This window comes from Kytococcus aerolatus, assembly GCF_900187395.1.
GTDB lineage: Bacteria > Actinomycetota > Actinomycetes > Actinomycetales > Dermatophilaceae > Kytococcus > Kytococcus aerolatus.
Map to the genome: position 1 here is coordinate 81,592 of NZ_FYEZ01000003.1, position 20,497 is coordinate 102,088.

The window sequence follows — 20,497 nt, forward strand, 5'->3', positions numbered from 1 at the left end:
GGCGGCTCAGGCGGCGCCCTGCGCCCAGCGCATTCGCTGCACCGAGACCAGGGAGAGGACCACCGGGCGGAACCCCGGCAGCGGCGTCACGGGGCCCAGCGGCAGCGTGACGCAGAGGGTGTGATCGGTGCGGATGTCGTGCATCTGCGGATCTCCTTCGCATCGATCGTGGCGTTGGCACCCGTGCTCGGACCCGGGGGTCCGCAGGGTTGCCGCGACGTCAGGGAGCCACGTCTCTCGGTCGCTCTGGATGAGGTGCGGTCAATCTAGGCCACGGTGGCGGCCGCGCGCAAGGTGGCACCGCCCAGGTCGGGAGCGGAGCTGCCGGCGGGGTCGTGAGCGACCTACCGGACGGCTCCCCCATCGTGCGCTACCACTCGCTGGCCGTCGCCGAGCCGTCGCCGGCCTCAGCGGGTGGCCGAACGGGACCCTGGCGAGCATCTCCTCGTACTCCGCGCCGCTGTCCCGAAGGCGCCACCTCAAGCGTTCAGCCCCCGGGCTGCCACCGGCCACGACTCCACGAGACGGCCGTCAACCTCCACCCACAGCTCGTCGGTGAGGTTCACCGCATTGCAGGCGTGGTTGGGCACCACCCGCACCTCCGTCCCAAGGGGCGGCAGCTCGGTGCCCTCGGACATCACGGCCACCGCGTGGTGCTCGGAGAGCAGCTCGATGCGGGCCTCCGGGTGGTCCAGGAGCCGTCCGAAACCGGTGGCCCACCCGGCGCGGTCAGCACCCAGGGCCTTGCTCCCCGCATCGAGGACGAGGCGGCCGCCGGCGTGGCTGACCACGGTGGCGTGCACCGTGAGCGCGATGTCCGCCGGCGAGCAGGTGCCCAGTTCCCACTGCTGGGCGTCACCCATGACGTAGACGCCCGGGCGCACCTCGTCGAACCCGTGGCCCTCGTGCTCCACGGTGGGCGTGGAGCCACCACTCACCCAGGGTTCGAGGATCCCCGCCCCGCGCAGGGAGTCCGCGGCGACGGCGAGGTCTCGTGCCTCCTGCTCGGCGACCTCCTCGCGCCCGGTCGGTGTGTAGCTGTGTCCCGGGAACGCGAACACCCCACGGACCACGAATCCGGCCTCCACCCCGGCGCGCGCGACCGCCCCGGCGTCCTGCGGGGCGCATCCGCTGCGGTGGTGCCCGCAGTCCACCTCCACCACCAGCTCCGGCAGGGTCGGGGGCGAGATCGGTGCAGCCAGGGGGCGGCCCGGTGCGGTGCCCAGCAGCGAGGCGAGGTGCTGCACGGCCTCCACCGAGTCCACCCCGACGGCGAGCCGCACCCGGGCTGCCAGCTGCGCTACGCGTCCGGCGCGGTCGGCGTCCCACCACACGGGGTAGGCGATCAGCAGGTCGGTGCACCCCGCATCGGCGAAGACCTCGGCCTCCCCCAGGGTGGCCACGGTGAGCCCGCTGGCCCCCGCCTCCAGCTGCAGGGCAGCGATCTGCGGGCACTTGTGGGTCTTCGCGTGCGGGCGGAGTGCTTGGCCGCGGTCGGCCGCGAGGCGGGCCACCCGGTCGATGTTGGCCTGCAGCCGGTCGCGGTCCACCACGGCGAACGGGGTGGACGGCCGGGAGGTGGGCAGCGTCGACACGGCTCAGCGCCCCAGTAGGGCGACGAGCTGGTCCATGGGGTGGTCGGACCGGGGCCGGGTGGGCGGCGCGAAGATGCCCGCGGCCCGGTGGTCGGCGACGCGCGGCTTCTCGTAGGCGAAGGCGACGCCCACCGCATCGGTGATGACCGGCACCGCGACGCCACCGCCCTGGGCCACGTCCCAGGCGTGGACGACCAGGTCCACGAGCATCTGGTGGGCATACTCCCCCGCGGGGTGCTCGCCCCCGGAGAACGCGACCAGCTGCTCCGCGTCGTCGACCTGCGCCCAGGCCTGGAGGGAGCCCAGCATCGCCATCTGCCACGCACGGCGGGCCTGCGCCGGGGAGTCACCCAGGACGTTGCCGTCGTACCGGTCGCCGACCTCCTGCAGGGACTCCCCGCGCAGCAGGTGCGGCACCCACAGGTGCTCGGCCACCACGTGGTTCACGACGTCCCGGACCGACCACTCGGCGCACGGCGTCGGGCGACCCCACACCCCGTCGTCCAGCCGCTCCAGGACCACCCCGAAGGCACGGGCGGACTCCGGCAGCAGGTCGATGGCCTGGCGGGACGTGGCGGGAGCAGGTGCAGTCATGCCTCGCACGGTAGTCGTCCGGGCTGACACCGGCCCGGTGGCGGGGCGCCGGGTGTGGACGAGCACCCGCGGACGGCAGCCGGCGCCCCGGCGTTGTGGACGGGCACAGGGGGTGACGCGAGGGCCGCAGCCGCATACGGTGGCCCCATGGATCTGCAGCGACCGCAAGCACCGGAGCCCTACAGCCTCCTCCCAGAGGTCCCGTCCCTCGAGGTCACGAGCTCCGACTTCGCTGACGGCCAGCCGCTCGACGCCCGCCACGCCGCCGACCGCGAGGAGCTCTCCCCGCAGCTCTCGTGGAGCGGCGCCCCGGAGGGCACCCGCTCCTACGCGGTGAGCTGCTTCGACCCCGACGCCCCCACCCCGGCCGGCTTCTGGCACTGGACGGTGCTCAACATCCCGGCCGACTGCACCTCGCTGGGCACCGATGCCGGCGCCGAGGGCGGCGGCAACCTGCCCGAGGGTGCCTTCATGCTCAGCGCGGACACCGGCGCCAAGGCCTGGGCCGGCATGGCCCCGCCCGCCGGCGACCGCCCGCACCGCTACGTCTTCGCCGTGCACGCCCTGGACACCGAGGACCTCGGGCTGGACAACAGCGCCACCCCCACCGTCGCCGCGTTCACGATGCTCTTCCAGACCGTGGCCCGCGGGACGATCACCGGCACCTACCAGATCACCGAGGACTGAGACGATGCGCACCGCTCTCCGCCGCGCCCTGCCGGCGCTCGTCCTCGGCTGGGCCGGGACCAGCTCCGCCCTGCCGGACTTCGTCCGCACCCGTCGCCGCCGGTGGCCGCTGCAGGTGGCCCTGGCCGGCGTCGCGGGCGCCCTCGTGGCCGCGGCCGTGAGCGGGCCGCCGGAGGACGGCACCGAGGAGGACCCCCAGCCCGACCCCGCCCTCGAGGCGGCTACCCCGGGCGGGAGCGGCACGGAGGCGGCCTCCCGGGTGGACTTCGTGGAGCAGGAGCTCCCGGCCACCGCGCAGGGCATGGACCAGCCGGAGGGCCTCGACACCCGCATGCTCCTGCTGGCCGGGGCGGCCGTCCTCGGGCTCCACGTCGCCGGGAACCTGCTGTGGTTCAAGACCGCCCGGTGGCTCCGCGGCAAGGGGGTCACCCACCCGCACACGGCGCTGACCGCCGCCGTGCTGCCGGTGGCCGCGGTCGAGCTCTGGTCGGATCTCAACACCCCCGCCCACTGAGGCCCCGCACCACCGACGACCGCCGGCACCCCGGGGAGGGCTCCGCCGGTGCCCCGCCGAGCCCGTCTCCACGACCGCCGTCCCGGGGACCGACACGGCGCACTAGGCTCGCGGTCATGGAAGAGGACCGCATCGCACTGCTCCTGGACTACGAGAACCTCGCCCTCGGAGCCCGGGACCACCTCGGAGGCATGAGCTTCGAGCTCAAGCCCATCGCCGACGCGCTCGCCGAGCGCGGCCGGGTGGTGGTGCGCAAGGCCTACGCCGACTGGTCGTACTTCGACGAGGACCGGCGGATGCTGACCCGCAGCCACGTCGAGCTCATCGAGATGCCGCAGCGCATGGGGGCCTCCCGCAAGAACGCCGCCGACATCAAAATGGTGGTCGACGCCATCGAGATGGCGTTCGAGCGCGAATACATCACCACCTTCGCGATCTGCACCGGCGACTCGGACTTCACCCCGCTGGTCCACAAGCTGCGCGAGCTCAACAAGAACGTCATCGGCGTGGGGATCCGCAACTCCACCTCCGCGATGCTGCCGCCGGCCTGCGACGAGTTCCTCTTCTACGAGTCCCTCGACGGGGTGGACCCGCACGCCACGCAGCCCGGCACCACGCCGAAGAAGGCCGGCCGGGGCACGGTCGGTGCGGTCCAGGGCGGTCCAGACCCGAAGGAGGCGAAGGACGCGAAGCCGACCAAGAACGCCACCAAGGGCTCCGCGGCCGCCGACCAGACCCCCTCCGAGGCCCCCGAGAGCAGCACCAAGAAGTCGGACAAGGGCCGTGGCAAGGGCCAGGGCACCTCGCAGCCGCGCACCACCCCCGACGGCGAGGAGCTGGCCACCGCCAACCAGAGCACCGGGGAGCTGACCACCCTGGTGGCGCAGACCGTGGCCGGGCTGCAGCGCACGACCAACGGCCCGGTGACCGCCTCCGCCCTGAAGCGCACCCTGCTGCGCAAGGATGCCACCTTCTCCGAGACGGACTTCGGCTTCCGCGCCTTCGGCGAGCTCCTCAAGCACCTGGACGATCGCGGGGTCATCACCCTCTCCGAGGGACCCTCCTCCGGGGACCCGGTGGTCGAGCTGCCGGGCGAGGCCGACCGGGAGGTCGTCTTCGAGCTGCTCCGCTCCGTCCTGGACTCCGACGACCCGGAGGGCGACGGCGTCCCCCTCTCCGGCCTCAAGGACCGCCTGCGCCACGAGGACCCGGACTTCTCCGAGAAGAAGCTCGGCTACTCGAGCTTCCTGCAGTTCTGCCGCGCGGCCGACACCGAGGACGTCGCCGAGCTGTGGTGGGACGAGGACGCGGACGGGTACCTGGTCGCCGCCCTCTGACCCGCCGACCCCGTCGGCAGGTCAGACCTGGCTGACGCCCTGCTTCCAGTAGCCCATGAAGGCGATCTGTCGCCTGTCCCACCCGCGCTCCCCCACGAGGTGGCGTCGCAGGGCCTTGACGGCGCCGGACTCCGCGGCCATCCAGGCGTAGGCGAGGTCGTCGTCCTCGACCGAGGCGACCTCCCACGGCACGGCCTCCGGGTCGTCGACGACGTCCGGGGCCCCTCCTCCGGTGGGGTCCTCCACGGGACGCCCACCGGGGTGGACGGCCAGGCTGCCGGCCACCGCCTCGAGCAGCCGCTCGCCGTGCGCGCTGCCCACGCCCCGGGGCAGCCAGACCAGGTCCACGCCCGGCGGGTGGGCGACCTCACGCACGTCCTCCTCGACGGGCACCTCGAGGAAGGCCTGCCCGGTGGCGTGCGGCGGGAGGGCCGAGAGGATGTTGACCAGGGCGGGCACAGCGGTCTCGTCCCCGGCCAGCAGGAAGCGTCGGGCCGAGCCGGGGGTCCACTCCACGCCCGCGAGCTCGTGGCCGGGCACGGTGGCGTCCGGCCCCACCACCATCACCGGCTCCCCCGCCGCGACCGACAGCGCCCACCGGGAGCCGGGGCCCGTGTCGCCGTGCACGACCAGGTCCACGGCGAGCCGCCCCGCCGCGCGGTCCACCCCGGCGGGCGTGTAGGTCCGGAAGACGTTGCGCTCCTCCACGGGGAGCCGACGCCACTCCAGGTACCACTCGTCACCCTCCGGGAGTCCGCCGAAGGGGTCCTCGGGCGTTCCCTGCCGGGGCAGGACCAGCTTGATGCGCTGATCGAGGCAGGTATCCCCGAAGGAGCGCAGGTCCTCGCCGCCCAGGTGCACGCGGACGAAGGAGGGGCTGAGGCGTTCGACCTGCTCGACGGTGGCCAGGAAGGACCGGTGGAGGGAGGCGCTCATGGGCAGGACCCTACGGCAGTGAGGTGAGCCTCACCAACCTCGTGGGGGGGAGGAGGGGTCGGGAATCCCGGCGTGCGAGAGTGTGCCCGTGCTGACCGACGCCCAGCTCTCCGCCGTCGCCGACCTGGTGACGGAGGTGGCCTCCACCGAGATCATGAGCCGCTTCCGCCGCCTGGAGGCCGGGGACGTCCGTGCCAAGACCTCGGCGAGCGACCTGGTCACCGTGGCCGACACCCGGGCCGAGGCCGCCCTGGCCCGGGGGCTCGCCGCGATCCTGCCCGGCTCGACCGTCGTGGGCGAGGAGGCCGTGGCCGCCGACCCGCGCATCCTCGACCGGCTCGCCGGGGAGGCCCCGGTGTGGGTCGTCGACCCGATCGACGGTACGAGCAACTTCGTGGACGGCCTGGCGCGCTTCGCCGTGCTCATCGCCCTCGTGGACGGTGGCCGGGTGGTCGCCTCCTGGACCCATGCCCCCGCGATGGGGCTGTGGGCCACCGCCCGGCGCGGCCACGGCGTGCTGCTCGACGGGCACTCCCCCGCCCCCGTCGACCTCGCCGCCCCGCCGGTCGAGGTGCCCGACCTGCGCACCTCCCACCTGCGCCGCTGGCCCGACGGGCACCACGACCTGCTGGCCCGGCTCACCAGCCACTTCCCCGCGATGGCGCACTTCTCCCCCAGCGGGCTGCTCTGGGTGGACCTGGTCCGGGGCAGCGCGGACGCGGCCGTGCTCCCCTGGGACAAGCCCTGGGACCACGCGGCCGGACTGCTCATGCTCGAGGAGATCGGGGGCGTGACCAGCGACCGCCACGGCCGTCCGTTCAGCCTGACCGGCGACCACGAGCTGCCGATCGTCGCCGCCCGCGACCCGCGCGTGGCCACCCGGATCCTGGAGGTCGCCCACCCCCGGAGGGCTGAGAGAATCCCCCGGTGCTGAGCCGAACCCTCCAGTCCGCGCCGCAGGTGGCGACCATCTTCGTGGTGAACGGCTTCCTCATCGGGCTGTGGGGCGGGCTGCTGGCCAGCGTCCGGGATCGGGCCGGGCTCGCGGCCGGGGACATCTCGGTCCTCCTCGTGGTCACCGGTTGCTGCGCGGCGGTCTCCATGCAGGTCGCCGGCCGCCTGGCCGACCGGATCGGGGCACGTCGACCCACCCTGCTGGGTGCCTGCGGGATGATGCTCGCCCTCACCGTGCTGGCCGGGGCCACCAGCTGGCCGCTCGTGCTCCTGGCCGCTGCTCTGGTGGGGCTGGGCAACGGGGCCATGGACGTCTCCATGAACTCCCTGGCGGTGGACGCCGAGCGGGCCAGCAGCCGCCGCATCATGAGCACCCTCCACGCCTTCTTCTCGGTGGGCTCCCTGCTGGGTGCCTCCGCGGTGCTGGTGGCCCAGGCCCTCACCGCCGGGGTGAGCGGCACCGTGGTGGTGGCCACCCTCGGCGGGGTGCTGGTCACCGGGGCGGTGGTGGCCGCCGTGGCGCCGAGCACCCCGGAGAGCGCCCCCGCCCCCGAGCACCACCGCACCGGCACCCGTGCCCCGCTGCCGCCGATCACCTGGCTGCTGGCGGTCATGGCGATCCTCTTCGGCCTCACCGAGGGCACCGGGTGGGACTGGTCGAGCATCCACGTCACGGACGTCACCGGGGTCTCCCCCGGCGTGGGCGCCACGGGGCTGGCCCTCTTCTCCGCGGCGATGATCGCCGTCCGCCTCGCGGGCGACGCCATCGTCGAGGTCGTGGGTGCCCGCTGGGCCCTCGCCGGCGGGGGCTGGCTGGCCGCGGTCGGCTACCTCGTGGGGGCGACGCAGTCGGGCTTCGTCCCGGTGCTGGCCGGCTGGCTCCTCGTCGGGGCCGGCGTGGCCGTGCTGGCCCCGCTGATCTACGGGATGGCCGGCCACCTCGGTGGCGGCCGCATGCTCGCGGTGGTGGCCGGGGCCGGGTACGTGACCGTCCTGGCCGGACCGGCGCTCATCGGGTGGGCCGGACACCACTGGGGCATGGCCACGGCGATGTTCGTGCCGCTGTGCACCGCCCTGCTCGTGGGGGCCCTGGCGCTCACCCTCCCCCGGGAGGCGGCCGAGGCGGCGATCCGCTCCTGACGTGCGTGACCGCCGGGGCAGCTGCCCCGGCGGTCACGGCTCACACCCTTTTGCTCCAGGTCGGCCGGCGGGGAATCACCGGTCGACCTGATCCCATGAGCCGGTCCGCCCCTCCCGGGACGGGCCGACGACCCCTGAGGAGGCCGTGCACCCGACTGTGGCAGGGCAGTCTGGACGCAGACTCCACCGAGTCTGGGACTCAACTGTGAACGGAGTCCCCCACCACGGCCCGGGCGGTCTCGCGGCGGCCCGCCCAGACGAGGACCGCGACGGCCATGACGGCCCCCGTCATCGCGAAGGCCGCACCGTAGCCGAAGCGCTCGGCCACCATGCCCACGACGACGGGGCCGAGGATCGCCCCGACGTCCTGCGACATCTGGAACCCGGCCAGGACCGTGCCGGCGGTGCGCTCGTTGCCCACCACGTCGGCCACCGCGGCCTGCTGGGCGGGGTTGAGCATGCCGGCGCCGACGCCGGCCACGGCCATGACGAACAGGTAGAGCCAGATGTCGGTGACGAACCCGGAGAAGGCCGTGAACACCCCGCAGACCACCAGGCCGCTGAGGATCAGCGGACGCCGACCGATCCGGTCGCTCAGGCTCCCGGCGTGGTTGAGCACGAGCACGTTGCCGACCGCGAAGGCCGCCAGGGCGAAGCCGGCCAGCTGCGGCCCGGCCCGGAGGACCTCCGAGACGAAGAGCGGCACCAGGGCGATGCGGACGCCGAAGTTCGCCCATCCGTTGGCGAAGCCGGAGGTGAGGCAGGCCCGGTAGACCGGGTCGACCAGGGCCTCCCGCACGGTCATGCGCGGAGCCACCGGTGCGTCGACCGGGGCCCGGATGGCCCCGGGACGGATCCCGACCGCCACCACGACGAAGGCCACGAGCAGGGAGCCACCGTAGATGAGGAAGGGTGCCCGGAGGCCGAGGGGAGCGAGCAGGCCGCCGAGGACAGGCCCGAACACGTTGCCCAGCAGGAAGGACGAGCCGTAGGCGGCCGAGACCCGACCGCGCTGGGTGGGCGGTGCCAGGCGCACCAGGAGGGCGATGGCGGCCACGGTGAACATCGTGGAGCCGATGCCTCCCAGGGAGCGGAAGACGAGGAGCAGCCAGTAGTTGGGCGCGAAGGCGGCCGCACCGGTGGACAGGGCCACGATGAGCAGCCCCGCCAGGTAGACCGGCCGCTCCCCGAAGGCTTCCGACAGCCGGCCGCCGACCGGCGCGAAGACCAGCCGGAAGGCGGCGAAGGCCGAGATGATCGCCGCTGCGGCCGTGGCCCCGACCCCGAAGCTGCGGGCGAACTGCGGGATGGCCGGGGCGACGATCCCGAAGCCGACGGCGACGACGAAGCCGGCGCCGATGAGCATCCAGATCTCTCGCGAGAAACCGGGAGTGGGCGCGGGGTCGGCCACGGCGTGAGGGGTCATCGCGTGCAGGATAGGCCGCCACCCCTGCCCCCGGAAGGGCAGGGGTGGCGGCGGTGGAGGGGTTCGGTGCCGGCCGTCAGGCGACCTCGCCGTGGCCCTCCGGGTCCACCCCGTGAGCCCGCTGGAGACGGGCGCCCTCGACGTCGAGGTCCGGCAGGATCCGGTCCAGCCAGCGGGGGATCCACCAGGCCCTCTCCCCCAGCAGGTGGAGGACGGCCGGCGTGAGCGTCATCCGGACGACGAACGCGTCGACGAGCACCCCCAGCGCCAGGGCCAGACCGACCGGCCGGATCATCGTCAGCTCGGCGTGCACGAAGCCCGCGAACACCGACACCATGATCAGCGCGGCAGCCGTCACCACCGCGGCACCGGCCCGGAAGCCCTCGTGCACCGCACGGCGCGCCGAGGAACCGTGCGCCCAGGCCTCGCGCATGCCGCTCACGAGGAACATCTGGTAGTCCATCGCCAGGCCGAAGAGCACACCGATGACGAGCGTCGGCAGGAAGCTGAGGATCGCACCCGGCTCGTTGACCGCGAAGAGGCTGCCCAGCCACCCCCACTGGTAGACCGCGACGACCGCACCGAAGGCGGCGCCGACGCTCAGGAGGAAGCCGACGGTGGCGACGAGCGGCACCGGGATGCTGCGGAACACCAGCACCAGGAGCACGAGCGAGAGGCCGACCACGACCCCCAGGTACAGCGGCAGGGAGCTGCCGAGCGCCTCGGAGATGTCGATGTTCGCCACCGTGTGGCCGGTGTAGCCGACCTCCACGTCGTGCTCGGACTCGAGGGCCGGGGCCACGTCGTCCCGGAGGCGGTGCACCAGGTCGATGGTCTCCTCGTCCCCCGGGGCGGTGGAGGGGGTGAGCTGGAAGGCCAGCATCGACCGGTCCTCGCTCGTGCCGATGGGGACGACGTACTCCACCTGCTCGTCGGCCCGGAACTCCTGGCCGACGGCGATCTGCAGGTCCGTCGCCTCGGCCTCGGTCATGCCCGCAGGCGCCTCGACCATCGCCACGAGCGGACCGTTGGCACCGGCTCCGAACTCGGAGCGGATCGTGTCGTAGGTCTGGTAGCCCTGCGAGTCGGCCGGGGCCGTCGCACCGTCGGGCATGCCCAGGCGCAGGTCCGTGATCGGCCAGGCCATCGTGCCCAGACCGAGCACCACGAGCAGCACCGTCAACCACGGCAGGCGGGTGACCAGGCGGGTCCACCAGCTGGCGTCCGCCGGGTGGTGCTCCCGGGCAGCCTCCGCCTCCCAGTCGAAGCGGGTGGCACCGGCGTGGCGGCGCGGGGCCAGGGCGGCCGCGCGCTGGGCCCGCTGGCCGCGGCTCAGGACCCGCTCGCCGAGCAGCGACATGAGCGCCGGCGCGAGGGTCCACGCCACGAGCACGGCGACGAGCACGGTGGCGGCGGCCACCAGGCCCATCACGCCCAGGAACGGGATGCCGGTGAGGGTCAGGGCGGCCAGGGCGATGATCACGGTGACCCCGGCGACGCCGACGGCGTTGCCGGCCGTGCCGGTCGCCAGACCGATCGACTCGTGCTGGTCCATGCCCTGCACCATCTGCTGGCGGTGCCGGTGGACGATGAACAGGGTGTAGTCGATGCCGACCGCCAGGCCGAGCATGACGGCGAGCGCCGGGGTGATGTCCTGCATCGTCACGAAGTGCGTCATGGCGGCGGCCCCGGCGATGCCCACGGCCACGCCGACCACCGCGTTGAGCAGGGGCAGGCCGGCGGCGAGCACGCTGCGCAGCATCACGAGCAGGACGATCCCGGCGACGACCAGGCCGATGATCTCGCCCGGGCCCAAGATCGACGAGGTGTCCTGGCTCATCTCGTTCGAAAAGGTCACCTCGACCCCCTCGTCGGCCAGGCCGTCGGCCTTCTCCATGACGGCGGCGCGGGTCTCCATCGGGACGCTCTGGAGCTCGTCCTCGAAGCGGATGGACGTGTACGCCGTGTCGCCCTCCTCGCTGACCAGGCGCATCCCGTCGGTGAGGGCCAGGCGGGCCTCGGCCTCGTCGAGCTGGGCCGGCGCCGCGGCGAGCTTCTTCTCGTTCTCCGCCAGCTTCTTCTCGTTCTGGACGAGCTCCTTCTTGCCCTTCTCCAGCTCGGCGGACCTCTGTGCCAGCTCCTTCTTGCCGGCCTCGAGCTCGGCGGACTTCTCCGCGAGCTCCTGCTTGCCCGCCTCGAGCTCGGCGGACCTCTGTGCCAGCTCCTTCTTGCCGGCCTCGAGCTCGGCGGACTTCTCGGCCAGCTGCTCCTTGCCCTTCTCCAGCTCGGCGGACTTCTCGGCCAGCTCCTTCTCCCCGGCCTCGACCTCGGCCTCGGCCGACCGCAGCTGCTCCTCGGCGGCCTCGAGGCGGTCCTGCCCGGCGGCGAGCTGGGCACGGCCCTCCCGGACCTGCGGAGCGTCGGCCCCCAGGCGCTCCTCGAGGGCGTCGACCTGCGAGGTCTTCTCCGCCAGGGCGGCCTTCTGCGCGGCGAGCTCCTCCCGCCCCTGGGCGGCCTGCGCCTGCCCGGCCTCGAGCTCACGCTCCCCCGCGGCGAGCTGCTCCTCGCCCTCGGCGAGCCTCTTCTCACCGGCCTTCACCTGCTTCTCACCGTCGGCGAGCTTCTTCTCGCCGGCCGCGAGCTGCTCCTCACCCTCGGCCAGCTTCTTCTCGCCGGCCTTCACCTGCTTCTCACCGTCGGCGAGCTTCTTCTCACCGGCCGCGAGCTGCTCCTCGCCCTCGGCCAGCTTCTTCTCACCGGCCGCGAGCTGCTTCTTCCCCTCGGCCAGCTTCTCCTCACCGTCGGCGACCTCGGCCCGGCGCTCCGCGATCTGACGCGGGCCCGCGTCGAGCCGACGCTGGGCGGCGAAGGGGTCCTGGGAGTCCGTGACCCCCTCGGAGGCGGCGAAGTCCTCGATGGTGGAGGCGATCTCCTTCTTCTGCGCCGTGGTGAACGGCTTCCCGCTCTCGGTCCTGAAGACCACCACGCCGGAGCCCCCAGCGGCCTTGGGGATCTCCCCCTTGAGCTGGTCGGTGACCTGCTGGAACTCGGTGCCGGGCAGGGTGAACTCGCTGCTGAACGGCTTCGAGAACGCCGCCGCGGCGCCGCCCACCCCGGCCAGGACGAGGACCCAGGCCAGGATGACCGGCCAGACGTGCCGGGAGGCCCAGTGCCCCAGGGAGTACAACTTCTCTGCCATCAGTTCTCGTCCTCGATTCGGTGTGGTGCGTCGGTGCAGGTGGTGGTGCAGGTGGTGCGGACTGGCGGGTTCCCCGCGCTCATGCCGTGCCCGCGGGCGGTGTGCCGAAGCCGCTGCGGAGGTGCTCCAGGGCGGTCTCGACGAGCTCGAGGTAGCGAGCCCGGGAGGTCGCCCCGCCGAGACCGCCGGTCTCCTCGAACCAGATCGCCCCGGCGGTCTCCATGACGCCCAGGCCGCTGTGGGCCAGGCCGAACACGAAGAGCCGGTCCGGGGCCCCACCGGCCTCGCGGCGGTGCTCCAGGAAGAGCTCGACGGCCCGGTCCCGGCAGCGGAGCATCGAGCCCGTCTTCACGCGACGCAGCCCGGAGTGCTCCCGGGCGCACCGGGTGAGCAGGGCGATGCGCTCGAAGTCCTCCCGCGTGACCACGGCCGGCAGGTGCTCCCGGAGGAGCTCGAGCGGGGAGGTGTCGGGGTTGCTCTCGCGGAGCCGGTCCAGGAAGCGCTCGAGCATCAGGGTGTCCGGGTGGACGAGCACCTCCTCGACGCTGCCGAAGTAGTTGAACAGCGTGCGGCGCGAGACCCCGGCCCGGTCGGCCACCGCATCGGCGGTGAGGGCGTCGAAGCCGTGCTCCTCGAGCAGCTCGAAGGCGGCAGCCACGAGAGCCGCCCGAGTCCGCTCCTTGTGGGCCTGGCGCAGTGACATGAGCCGCAGCGTACGCCCAACCGTGCACACCGTGCAACTATGCACGGTGTGCAGATCAGATCCGTCCGGGTGACGTGGCAGGAATCGGACGGATCACCTGTCAGACTTCCGCCATGACGACGGACACCCCCCGCGACCGGGAGCACGCCACCCTCGGCGTCCCCCAGCTGACGGCCCTCGTGATGGGCTCCATGATCGGCGCCGGCATCTTCTCGCTCCCCCAGAACATGGCGGCCACAGCGGCCCCCGGCCCCCTCCTGGTGGGCTGGGGCATCACCGGAGTGGGCATGCTCGCCCTGGCCGGGGCCTTCATGCTCCTGGCCCGTATGGCCCCCACCCCCGACGGCGGCGTCTACGGCTACGCCCGCGACGGCTTCGGCCGCTTCCTCGGCTTCCTCTCCGCCTGGGGCTACTGGGTCAGCGCCTGGCTGGGGAACCTCTCCTACCTGGTGGTGATCTTCTCCACCCTGGGCCTGTTCTTCCCCGTCTTCGGCGAGGGCACCACCCCCCTCTCCATCGCCGGCGCCTCGGTCCTGCTGTGGCTCTACACCTGGCTGCTGCTGCGCGGCGTCCGCGAGGCGGCGAGCCTGAACACCCTGGTGACGATCGCGAAGATCGTCCCGCTCATCGCCTTCATCGTCCTGGCCGCCCTGGCCTGGAAGGTCGACGTGTTCACCGCCGACTTCTGGGGCGAGGCCTCGGGCATGTCCCTCACCGAGCAGGTCCGCGGGATGATGCTCGTGACCGTCTGGGTCTTCCTGGGCATCGAGGGCGCGACCGTCTACAGCCAGCGGGCGAAGAGCCGCCAGGCCATCGCCCGGGCCACGGTCGTCGGCTTCCTCGCTGTGCTCGCCCTCCTCGTGGCGGTCAACGTGCTGTCCGCCGGCGTGCTCTCGCAGGCCGAGACGGCCGAGCTGCAGAACCCCTCGATGGCCGGGGTGCTCGAGCACTCCGTCGGCCGCTGGGGCGCCTGGCTCGTCGGGATCGGCATGATCGTCTCGGTGATGGGCGCCCTCCTGGCCTGGATGCTCCTGTGCGCCGAGATCCTCTCCGTCGCCGCCCGCGACGAGGCCATGCCCCGCGCCCTGGCCACCCTGAACGCCCAGGACACCCCCCGCTGGGCGGTGCTGCTCACGACCGTGGTGCTGCAGCTCGCGCTCTTCTACGCCATGTGGGCCGGGGCCGGGTACTACGACATCATCCTCATGGCCGGGTCGATGATCCTGGTGCCCTACCTGCTGAGCGCGGGTTACGCACTGATGCTCACCGCCCGCGGGGAGCAGGGCGCCCGACTCCGCCACGTCCTCGTCTCCGCGGTGGCGGTCATCTACGCGATCTGGCTCATCTACGCCGGCGGCATCGGCTACCTGCTGGCCACCAGCCTCTTCTACTCCCTCGGCATCCCCGTGTACCTGTGGGCCCGGAAGGAGGCCGGCGCCCCGCTGCTCCGCGGCGCCGAGTGGTTCGTGGCCGCCGCGCTGCTGGCCATCGGTGTGGTCGCGGTGCTCGGCCTGCGCGCCGGCTGGCTGCTGGAGATCTGACCCGCCCCGCCCCGGGTCAGCGGGGGACGGCGTCCTCGACGCGGGCGTCGGCCCCCGCCGCGCTCTCCACGACGGAGCGCGCCAGCTCCACGAGGCGCGTGTTCGTGTCCCGGGAGCGCTGCCGGAGCAGCTCGAAGGCCGCCTCGTCGTCGATCCCCAGCCGGGCGATGAGGATGCCCTTGGCCCGGCCGATCAGGTCGCGGCTGGCCAGCGCCTCCCGCAGCTGGGTCACCCGCTGCCGACCCCGCAGGGCGAGCGTGATGTGCACCCCGAGGAGCTGGGCGATCTCCTCGGCCTCCGCGGAGAAGGCACGGGGCACCGAGGCGTAGAGGTTCAGGGCGCCGACCCCCCGCGTGGACGGGTCGGCCTGCACCTTCTCGTCCTCCTCGAGCTCCAGCAGGCTCAGCTGGATGGCCATCATCGAGCCGACCCCCCGCGCCCGCGCCCAGCGACTGAACTCCGGCCACTCCGGGTCGGTGTCGGTGTCCTGCAGATGCGTCACCGGGTCCTCCCGCGCCGCCTCTGCGCAGGGGCCGTCGCCGGTCTCCTCCTGGTAGGCGTCGATGGCGAAGCACCGGTCGTCGGTGGCCGCGACGGTGGCGATGCACCCCTGCCGCAGGAGCAGGCTCAGGGAGGCCTCCTCCGCCCCGGGCACGAGGCGCTGGGCTGCCCGGCAGGCAGCCTGGGCCATGGCCGTCACGTCCTCCTGGGAGCCGAACTCCGCGGCGGCACGGGCCAGCTCGGAGGCGAGCTCACCGGGGAGCTCGACCGGGACGGGGACATGATCTGCATCAGACATGCGCACTTCCTCCGTCCGCGGTGGGTGTCTCGCCACCGCTCACGCCCCGAGCACCTCCGCCGGGCTCCCGGTGGCCACGATCCGGCCGGCCTCCATGAGCACCACGGAGTCGGCCAGGCGGGCCTCGTCGTGGTCGTGGGTGACCAGGAGGCCGGTCGTCCCGGCGGCGTGGACGAGGGCTCGCAGGTCGGCGCCGAGCTGGGTGCGCAGGTCCCGGTCCAGGGCGGAGAGCGGCTCGTCGAGCAGGAGCATGGCGGGGTCCGCCGCCAGCCCGCGGGCCAGGGCGACGCGCTGGCGCTGGCCGCCGGAGAGGGTGCGCGGGTCGCGCTCGGCGGTGCCCGGCAGGCCCACCAGCTCCAGCAGCTCGGCCACCCGCTCCTCCCGCCGTCGCCGGGAGACGCCGCGGATGCGCAGCGCGTAGGCGACGTTCTGGCCGACGGTGAGGTGGTCGAAGAGCTGGCCGTCCTGGAAGACCAGCGAGAAGCCCCGCCGATGGGGTGGCACCCCGGTCACCTCCCGGCCGTCGAACCACACCTCCCCGGCGGCGAGGCGCTCGAACCCGGCCACCACCCGCAGCAGGGTGCTCTTGCCGCATCCGGAGGGGCCGAGCACGGCCACGAGATCACGGCGGGCCACCGTGAGGTCGACCGCGTCGAGGGCCGTCACGCTGCCGCCCCCACGCGTCGGGTAGCGCACCGTCGCGCCCCGCACCTGCAGGCCATCCCCCCGCCCGGGGGGCGCGTGCTCAGGGGTGACCTGCTCAGGGGCCCTCTGCCCGGGGGTCACGTGTCGTTCGGTCACCAGCTGCCTCCCACGTCCGGGGCGAGTCGCTCGACCACACCCATCACCACCACGGTCACGGCGGCCAGGAGCACGCTCGCCGCCAGGGCCATGCCGAAGCCGTCGGCCCCCGGTCGCCCCACGAGCTGGGCGATGACCACCGGCACGGTCGGCTGCTCGGGGCGGGCCAGGAAGCTCGTGGCCCCGAACTCCCCCAACGAGACCGCCAGGGCGAACCCGGCCGCCGCGGCCACCGGACGGGCCGCCAGCCGGGCGTCCACGGTGAGGAGCTGTCGCCACGGAGGGGCCCCGAGGGAGGCCGCGGCCTGCCGCTGCCGGTCGTCGATGCCGCCGAGCACGGGCACGAGGGTGCGCACGACGAGCGGCACCGCCACCAGCGCCTGGGCGACGGGGATGAGCAGCGGGTGGCTGCGCAGGTCCAGCGGAGGCTCGTCGAGGGCGATGAGGAAGCCGAAGCCGACGGTGACCGCCGAGACGCCCAGCGGCAGCATGAAGAGCAGGTCCAGCCCCCGGACCACCCGCGCGGCGGCCGGGGTGCGGCGGGGACGGGTCAGGGCGATCGCCACCAGCAGGCCCAGCAGGAGCGAGAGCACGGTGGCGTCGACGGCGATCCGCCAGGAGGACTCCAGCGCCTCCACCACGGTGGTCTGCAGGGCGGCCGCCCGGGCTGCCTCCGGGTCGCCCAGGGCGCGGTAGTTCTGCAGGCTCCAGCGGGTGCCCTCGGTGGTGGGCACCTGCAGGGAGCGCACCACGAGCGCCACCACCGGCGCGGTCACGAAGGCCAGCACGGCCAGGGTGGCCGCCACGGCGGGCAGGTCCGCCCGACGCACCGGCCGGGGGCGGGCACCGGCCGAGGTGGCCGCACCGGCGGGCCCCGTCCCCCGCATCCGGGAAGAGACCCAGACGAGCAGCGCGACCACCACCACCTGCAGGACCGAGAGCACGGCCGCGGCCCGCAGGTCGAGGTACTGGGTGGTGAGCAGGTAGATCTCGGTCTCGATGGTGCGGTGCTGCAGGCCACCGAGGGTGAGCACGACGCCGAAGGCGGTGGCGCAGAAGAGGAAGACCACGACCGCCGAGCCGAGGACCGCCGGGGCCAGGCGGGGCAGGGTGATGTCAAGGAGCACCCGCCACGGGCTGGCGCCCAGCGAGGCGGCGGCCTCGGCGGGCCGCGGGTCGAGACGAGCCCAGGCACCACCGACGGTGCGGACCACGACGGCGAGGTTGAAGAAGACGAAGGCCGCCCCGATCGCCATCGGGGTGCCGTCCCAGCCGAGGAAGCCGAGCGGGCCGTTCACCGAGAGCAGGCTGCGGAACATCACGCCCACCACGACGGTGGGCATGACGAAGGGCATGACCACCCAGGCCCGGGCCAGACCACGACCGGGGAAGGCGAGCCGGTGCAGGACGAAGGCGGCCGGCAGGCCAAGGGCCACGGTGAGGGCGGTCCCGACCGCGGCCATGCCCACGGTGAAGCCCAGCACCCGCTGGGTGCGCCCCCGGCCCAGGACGTCAGTGAGGGCACCCAGGTCGAGCTGGCCGTCGGGCAGGAGGCCGCGGGCCACCATCGTGCCCACCGGGAGGGCGAAGAAGACCGCGAAGAAGACCAGCGGCAGCGCGGCCCACGCCAGGGGAGCCCCGGCGCGGGCTGCGTCCGCCAGCCGCGGGTGGTGCGTCACTGACCGGTGGCCTCGCTCCAGCGGGTCAGCCAGTCGGCGCGCTTGTCATTGATCGTGGCGGCGTCCAGCTCGATGGGCTCCTTCGCGGGCGGGGCCCAGTCGGCCCACGCCTCGGGGAGCTCCACGTCGTCGCGGACGGGGTAGACGTACATCGAGTCCGGCAGGCCCGCCTGGAACTCCTCCCCGACGAGGAACTCCACGAGCTCCCGGGCACCCTCGGGGTTGTCGGTGCCCTCGAGCACCCCGGCGTACTCCACCTGGCGGAAACAGGTGTCCAGGAGAGCGGAGGTGGGGGGCTCCTCGCCCCCCTCGGGCACGGTGATGGGCGGGGACGAGGCATAGCTCAGGACGATCGGGCGGTCGCCCCCGCCGCCCCCGGCGGTGAAGTCGACGCTGTAGGCGTCCTCCCAGCCGGCGGTGACCTTGGCCCCGTTGCCCATGAGCTCCTGCCAGTACTGCTCCCAGCCGTCCTCGCCCTGGGCGCCGACGGTGGCCAGGAGGAAGGCCATCCCGGGCGAGGAGGTGGCTGCGCCCGGGGTCACGAAGAGGTCCTCGTACTCGGGTTTCGTGAGGTCGTCGAGGGTCTTCGGCGGGTTGATGCCCTTCTTGTCGAACCAGGTGTCGTCAATGTTCACGCAGACGTCGCCGTAGTCGACGGGGACCAGGTGCTCGCCGGCGTCGTCGCCCAGCGCGTGCTGCTCGACGCCGGAGGGCAGCTCCACGTCCGCCGCGGCGAGGACGCCCTCGTCCAGGGCGCGGCCGCCGAAGGTGTTGTCGATGCCGAAGACCACGTCCCCGATCGGATCGCCCTTCGTGAGGACGAGCTTGTTGGTGAGCGTGCCGGCGTCCCCGGAGGCGACGACCTCGACCTTGGTGCCGGTCTCCTTCGTGAAGGCCTCCAGGACCCCCTCCGGCGGGTTGAACGAGTCGTGGGTGACGAGCGTGACCGTGCCGGAGCCCTTGCCGGCGGAGGATCCCTCCGTGCCGGCGCTGCCGGTGGACGACGAGCCGCTCGACCCCCCGGTGTCGCCGGGGGCGTCCGAGGCGCTGGCCTCCGGGGCGTCGGCGGAGGATGTCGCCTCCGTCGCGTCACCGGATCCGGCGCCCTCCTCGCCCCCGCCGAGCGAGCACCCGGCCAGGGTGGCGGTGGCGGTGGTCAGGCAGATGGCGGCCGCCCAGGGCCGCAGGGTGTGCGTGAGGGCACGCATGGTTCTCCTCGAGATCGACTTCCTCCGCCGGTGGCCCCGGCCAGGTGCCAAGGGTCTGCGGTTCTCCGCACTCTCAACGCCCTCCGGCGCTCCCCTGTCGTGCGGCCGAGGGTACTCCTCGCCCCCCGACGATTGCGAGGCAGGTCACAGCCTCCGGGGGTGGCCTGCCGATTCCGCGGCGGCGTGCCAGACTCGGGAGCAGCACTCGACGCCGGAACCCGCCGGCACCGAAGGAGGCATCATGAACATCTTCTACAAGATCGCCAGCATCGCCCTGCCGATGATCGCCGGCACGGTGGCCAAGAAGGTCAGCGACGGCACCTGGAAGCTCACCACCGGCCGCACCGCCAACGACCCGGTGGACCCCGAGGTGGGCATCAAGGAGGCCGCCCTGTTCGCGCTGGTCTCGGGTGCGGCCATGGGCATCGCCCGCATGGTGGCCGACCGCCAGACCTCGCAGATGTACATGAAGTCCGAGGGCAAGCTGCCCCCGGAGCTCGACAAGAAGCTGGGCCTCACCGAGGAGCAGTCCCGCGCCAAGGCTCTCTCCCTGCTGGAGATGAAGCAGGCGAAGAAGGCCGCCAAGAAGGCCTGACGTCCGCCCACCACGCCGCGTGGCGTCGAGGCCCTGCCCCTTTCGGGGCGGGGCCTCAGTGCGTGGAGCTGGGCCGAGCACACGTGTCACCCCGCGGCGGGCGACGGCGGCCGCGTCAGCGCAGTGGATGCGCCCGTCGCCCGGCGCCGAGGGCCGTGGCGGCGAGACCGAGGGCGGCCAGCGCGAACACCACCCCGAAGACGACTCGCAGCGGGCCGGGCAGGTAGTACTGCGGCAGCACGAGTGCAACCATCACGGCCAGTGGCCATGCCGCCCAGCGTCGGGGCCCGGCCAGGGAACGGTGCCAGGCCGCCCCGACGAGCACCCCGGCCACCGCGAGCAGGACGAGCCCGGCCCCGAAGAGCGACATCGCGACGGGCTCCGAGCGGATCTGCTCGGCCAGCACCACCACCTCCTCCGGGGAGAGGGCGCCGGCAGCAGCCTGGCGGCCGATCACGTGGAGGGAGAAGGTCTCGGCCCCGTAGTACGGCATCACGAGGACCGCCCCAGCGAGCCCGGACCAGCGACCGGCCCGTGCGAGGGCACCGGGGAGGAGGTCGGCCGTCCGCAGGGCGAGGCGCCCCACGGAGGCCAGGGCAGCCATCCCCCCGAGGTGGGATCCGACCCAGGCCACGGAGGCAAAGGCCTCGGCCACCTGGACGGGATCGTCGGACTGGTCCCCGTACGGCCGCAGCCCGAGGTACAGAGCCATGGACAGGCCCGCACCCACAGCCGGGGCGACCAGGCGGCGCAGATCCGAGCGGGGCATCACAGCGGACTCCACCGAGA

General features: G+C 73.4%; 19 protein-coding genes and 1 riboswitch. Of the genes, 7 read left to right on the plus strand and 12 right to left on the minus strand.

The features are described 5' to 3' along the window. Positions 1-6: 6 nt before the first annotated feature. From CFT82_RS11770 to CFT82_RS09740, 3 genes are all read right to left on the minus strand, one after another. A complete protein-coding gene (locus CFT82_RS11770; protein WP_012801966.1) occupies positions 7-144 on the minus strand; it encodes a hypothetical protein in 138 nt (45 codons plus the stop codon). A 12-nt stretch (positions 145-156) separates the two neighbouring features. After that, positions 157-257, minus strand: a riboswitch (SAM riboswitch). 222 nt (positions 258-479) lie between these two features. Next, complete coding sequence (locus CFT82_RS09735; RefSeq protein ID WP_088818943.1) at positions 480-1,595, minus strand: alanine racemase; 1,116 nt, start codon at positions 1,593-1,595, stop codon at positions 480-482. 3 nt (positions 1,596-1,598) lie between these two features. After that, positions 1,599-2,189: a TIGR03086 family metal-binding protein gene (locus CFT82_RS09740; RefSeq protein ID WP_012801963.1), complete on the minus strand. Its 591-nt coding sequence runs from the start codon at positions 2,187-2,189 to the stop codon at positions 1,599-1,601. 147 nt (positions 2,190-2,336) lie between these two features. Between CFT82_RS09740 and CFT82_RS09745 the strand changes: the two genes are divergently transcribed. The 3 genes from CFT82_RS09745 to CFT82_RS09755 all read left to right on the plus strand — a co-directional run bounded on the left by CFT82_RS09745 (position 2,337) and on the right by CFT82_RS09755 (position 4,727). Beyond that, positions 2,337-2,876 (plus strand): YbhB/YbcL family Raf kinase inhibitor-like protein, encoded by a 540-nt coding sequence (locus CFT82_RS09745; RefSeq protein WP_200815125.1) that lies wholly within the window; start codon positions 2,337-2,339, stop codon positions 2,874-2,876. Between the two features lie 4 nt (positions 2,877-2,880). Then, a complete protein-coding gene (locus CFT82_RS09750) occupies positions 2,881-3,390 on the plus strand; it encodes a hypothetical protein (RefSeq protein WP_088818944.1) in 510 nt (169 codons plus the stop codon). A 116-nt stretch (positions 3,391-3,506) separates the two neighbouring features. Beyond that, positions 3,507-4,727 carry a PIN domain-containing protein gene (locus CFT82_RS09755; RefSeq protein ID WP_088818945.1) on the plus strand — a complete coding sequence of 407 codons (1,221 nt, stop codon included), beginning with the start codon at positions 3,507-3,509 and terminating at the stop codon, positions 4,725-4,727. A gap of 21 nt (positions 4,728-4,748) precedes the next feature. On the opposite strand, the gene CFT82_RS09760 is transcribed toward CFT82_RS09755, so the two are convergent. Beyond that, positions 4,749-5,663: a siderophore-interacting protein gene (locus CFT82_RS09760; RefSeq protein ID WP_088818946.1), complete on the minus strand. Its 915-nt coding sequence runs from the start codon at positions 5,661-5,663 to the stop codon at positions 4,749-4,751. An 88-nt stretch (positions 5,664-5,751) separates the two neighbouring features. Between CFT82_RS09760 and CFT82_RS09765 the strand changes: the two genes are divergently transcribed. Together CFT82_RS09765 and CFT82_RS09770 are read left to right on the plus strand one after the other, a co-directional pair. Then, on the plus strand, positions 5,752-6,597 hold the full coding sequence (locus CFT82_RS09765) for an inositol monophosphatase family protein (protein WP_088818947.1): 846 nt from the start codon (positions 5,752-5,754) through the stop codon (positions 6,595-6,597). Continuing rightward, complete coding sequence (locus tag CFT82_RS09770; protein WP_088818948.1) at positions 6,591-7,757, plus strand: MFS transporter; 1,167 nt, start codon at positions 6,591-6,593, stop codon at positions 7,755-7,757. The genes CFT82_RS09765 and CFT82_RS09770 overlap by 7 nt, the downstream gene beginning before the upstream one ends. Before the next feature lie 199 nt (positions 7,758-7,956). Here the strand turns inward: CFT82_RS09770 and CFT82_RS09775 are convergent, their stop codons facing one another. The 3 genes from CFT82_RS09775 to CFT82_RS09785 all read right to left on the minus strand — a co-directional run bounded on the left by CFT82_RS09775 (position 7,957) and on the right by CFT82_RS09785 (position 13,085). Beyond that, positions 7,957-9,183: an MFS transporter gene (locus CFT82_RS09775; RefSeq protein WP_088818949.1), complete on the minus strand. Its 1,227-nt coding sequence runs from the start codon at positions 9,181-9,183 to the stop codon at positions 7,957-7,959. Between the two features lie 76 nt (positions 9,184-9,259). Further along, positions 9,260-12,382, minus strand: a complete 3,123-nt coding sequence (locus CFT82_RS09780; protein WP_088818950.1) for an MMPL family transporter — start codon at positions 12,380-12,382, stop codon at positions 9,260-9,262. Between the two features lie 79 nt (positions 12,383-12,461). Next, complete coding sequence (locus CFT82_RS09785; RefSeq protein WP_088818951.1) at positions 12,462-13,085, minus strand: TetR/AcrR family transcriptional regulator; 624 nt, start codon at positions 13,083-13,085, stop codon at positions 12,462-12,464. 113 nt (positions 13,086-13,198) lie between these two features. Here CFT82_RS09785 and CFT82_RS09790 point away from each other — a divergent pair, with 113 nt between their 5' ends. Continuing rightward, positions 13,199-14,626 carry a basic amino acid/polyamine antiporter gene (locus tag CFT82_RS09790; protein WP_088818952.1) on the plus strand — a complete coding sequence of 476 codons (1,428 nt, stop codon included), beginning with the start codon at positions 13,199-13,201 and terminating at the stop codon, positions 14,624-14,626. Positions 14,627-14,642: 16 nt separating this feature from the next. Here CFT82_RS09790 and CFT82_RS09795 read toward each other — a convergent pair whose 3' ends face one another. Genes CFT82_RS09795 through CFT82_RS09810 form a run of 4 tightly spaced genes read right to left on the minus strand, consistent with a single transcriptional unit; the run spans position 14,643 to position 19,113 of the window. Further along, positions 14,643-15,425: an ANTAR domain-containing response regulator gene (locus CFT82_RS09795; protein ID WP_088818953.1), complete on the minus strand. Its 783-nt coding sequence runs from the start codon at positions 15,423-15,425 to the stop codon at positions 14,643-14,645. A gap of 39 nt (positions 15,426-15,464) precedes the next feature. Further along, complete coding sequence (locus tag CFT82_RS09800) at positions 15,465-16,226, minus strand: ABC transporter ATP-binding protein (protein WP_234994395.1); 762 nt, start codon at positions 16,224-16,226, stop codon at positions 15,465-15,467. After that, positions 16,223-17,905, minus strand: a complete 1,683-nt coding sequence (locus tag CFT82_RS09805; RefSeq protein WP_234994396.1) for an ABC transporter permease — start codon at positions 17,903-17,905, stop codon at positions 16,223-16,225. The genes CFT82_RS09800 and CFT82_RS09805 overlap by 4 nt, the downstream gene beginning before the upstream one ends. Next, the gene (locus CFT82_RS09810; RefSeq protein WP_088818954.1) at positions 17,902-19,113 is read right to left on the minus strand and encodes a thiamine ABC transporter substrate-binding protein; all 1,212 of its coding nucleotides are present in this window, start codon (positions 19,111-19,113) and stop codon (positions 17,902-17,904) included. The genes CFT82_RS09805 and CFT82_RS09810 overlap by 4 nt, the downstream gene beginning before the upstream one ends. Before the next feature lie 241 nt (positions 19,114-19,354). Here CFT82_RS09810 and CFT82_RS11775 point away from each other — a divergent pair, with 241 nt between their 5' ends. Then, complete coding sequence (locus CFT82_RS11775) at positions 19,355-19,708, plus strand: DUF4235 domain-containing protein (RefSeq protein ID WP_159461903.1); 354 nt, start codon at positions 19,355-19,357, stop codon at positions 19,706-19,708. Positions 19,709-19,823: 115 nt separating this feature from the next. On the opposite strand, the gene CFT82_RS09820 is transcribed toward CFT82_RS11775, so the two are convergent. Next, positions 19,824-20,477, minus strand: a complete 654-nt coding sequence (locus CFT82_RS09820) for a hypothetical protein (RefSeq protein ID WP_143469602.1) — start codon at positions 20,475-20,477, stop codon at positions 19,824-19,826. Between the last annotated feature and the right edge of the window lie 20 nt (positions 20,478-20,497).